Source organism: Mesorhizobium sp. M7A.F.Ca.CA.004.06.1.1 (assembly GCF_003999135.1).
Taxonomy (GTDB): domain Bacteria; phylum Pseudomonadota; class Alphaproteobacteria; order Rhizobiales; family Rhizobiaceae; genus Mesorhizobium.
In genome coordinates, this window is sequence record NZ_RZPQ01000948.1 from 1 (window position 1) to 1,906 (window position 1,906).

The 1,906-nt window shown below is 64.7% G+C and carries 3 protein-coding genes; 1 reads left to right on the forward strand and 2 read right to left on the reverse strand.

All coding sequences use genetic code 11. The annotated features are described in order from the left end of the window. A partial coding sequence (locus EN906_RS32510) for an ornithine cyclodeaminase family protein (RefSeq protein ID WP_164777542.1) occupies positions 1–752 on the reverse strand: 752 nt, incomplete at its 3' end. Positions 753–879: 127 nt separating this feature from the next. Between EN906_RS32510 and EN906_RS32515 the strand changes: the two genes are divergently transcribed. Further along, positions 880–1,341, forward strand: coding sequence for an Lrp/AsnC ligand binding domain-containing protein (locus EN906_RS32515; protein WP_023813853.1), 462 nt, complete (start codon positions 880–882; stop codon positions 1,339–1,341). Here the strand turns inward: EN906_RS32515 and EN906_RS32520 are convergent. Beyond that, positions 1,338–1,906: LysR substrate-binding domain-containing protein (locus EN906_RS32520; RefSeq protein ID WP_245484381.1), on the reverse strand; the 569-nt coding region annotated here is incomplete at its 5' end. The two genes, EN906_RS32515 and EN906_RS32520, sit on opposite strands and share 4 nt — an antisense overlap.

A 1,906-nucleotide genomic window follows, 5' to 3' on the forward strand; every position in this document is an offset into this window, starting at 1 on the left:
AGGATGGCCCGCCCGACAAGCTCGACCGGCAACTCGCCGCCGGGTGGGGCGACGCCGACCGACGAGACATGGGTGCCGGGCCGCACCCAGTCGGCCGAGATCACCGGCGCATAGGAATGCGTTGCCAGGCAGACGACGTCAGACGAGCGCACCGCGGCCTCGATATCGGCGACGGCAACGACGCCGGGATGTTGCGCGGCGAGCGCCTGTGCATCCGAAAACTCCTTCGAGACAACGCGGATTTCGGCGAAATCGCGCACCAGCGGCAAAAGATGCAGATGCTGGCCGGCCTGCACACCGGCGCCGACCACCGTCGCGACCTTGGCGTCGCGGCGGGCGAGTTCACGCACCGAAAGCACGGCCGAGCCGGAGGTGCGCACGGCGGTGATGTAGGTGCCATCCATGACGCAGACCGGCATGCCCGTCTGCGGGTCGAACAGATGGATGGTGGCGAGGTGGCTGGGGATGCCTTTGGCGACGTTGCCCTCGAAGACGTTGACGATCTTCACCGTCAGATGCATGCCCGCTATCCATGCCGACATCGCCAGCGAATAGCCGGCCTGCGGAACATCGAGCTGCGGCCGTGCCGGATTGACCACCTTGCCGCCGGACAAGGCCTTGAAGCCGCCGGCGAGCACGTCGAGAAGCTGGCGCAGGTCGATGCAGGTTTTCACCTCGGCCTCGCTCAGGATGAGTACGGGCATGTCACCCTTGGCCTGGGCGCTGCGGGAGGTCGATATCGCTGATGTCATGGGATACGCTTTCGTTGTCGGTTGCACGACAACGGTATTGCAGTCCGGGAGCGTGATGAAATATACTGCTTTTGCTACTTTGGCGTGATTATCACGTTTGTTCTGGTCAAAAAGTGTGAATCCTGCAATGGACGATCTCGACCGTATCGACCGCTCGCTGCTACGTTTGTTGCAGGAGGACGGCCGCCGCACGACGCTCGATCTGGCGCGCCGGGTCGGTCTGTCGCCGACCGGGGCGACGCAGCGCGTCAAGCGGCTGTTCGCCGAAGGCTTCATTCGCGCCGTGCGCGCGGTGCTCGATCCTGCTCGGATCGGGCAGGCGCAGCTCGTCTTCATCGAGGTGCGGCTCGACCACACGGCGCCGCATGTGTTCGACCGCTTCGCCGAGGCGGTTCTGCGGGCGCCCGAGATCATCGAATGCCACATGGTGGTCGGCGGCTTCGACTATCTGGTCAAGGCGCGCATCGCCGACATGGCGATGTTCCAGGATTTCCTGCAGCGCGTCATCCTGCCGCTGCCCGGGGTGCGGGAGACACACACCTACGCTTCGATCGCCAATGTGAAGCCCGACGCCTTGCTGCCGATCTAGAGCGGCGGCCTTTCTCCCGCATCCAGCAACCATTGCCGCACGGCTTGCGTCGGCTCGGGGTGGCGCTGTTTTCTCGGCATCACGACATAAAAATCCTGCGTGCCGCGCATTTCGCCGCTGACGGGCTGAACCAGGCGGCCCGTGGCGAGATCAGCGGCTACGAGGAAGCGGCTGGCCAGCGCAATGCCCTGGCCGGCGACGGCCGCGTCGATGGCCAGGCCCGTCTGGTTGAAGCGCATCCGTTTCAATTCGGTCGTCATCTTCAGGCCGACCGCTTTCTCCATGAATTCCGGCCACAGATTGTGGGCATCGTGCAGCAGCACATGGTGCTGGATTTCGGAGGCTGCGATTTCAGCAACACCTTCCGGCAGCAAGGCCGGGCTGCAGACGGCGACGATCTGCTGGGGAAACAGCAGGTCGACGATCAGCCCAGCGCCGAAGGGCGGGCGGCCTTGCCTGACCGCGATGTCGACGCCATCGGCCTGGAAGCTCGACAGGCTCTCGCTGGCCAGCACGCGCAAATCGACCAGCGGGTTGTGCGCGACGAAGTCGTGCAATCTCGGGA

What these genes read in the sequence shown, in the direction of transcription:
- EN906_RS32515 (WP_023813853.1), top strand. Translation starts at nt 880, where the DNA reads ATGGACGATCTCGACCGTATCGACCGCTCGCTGCTACGTTTGTTGCAG.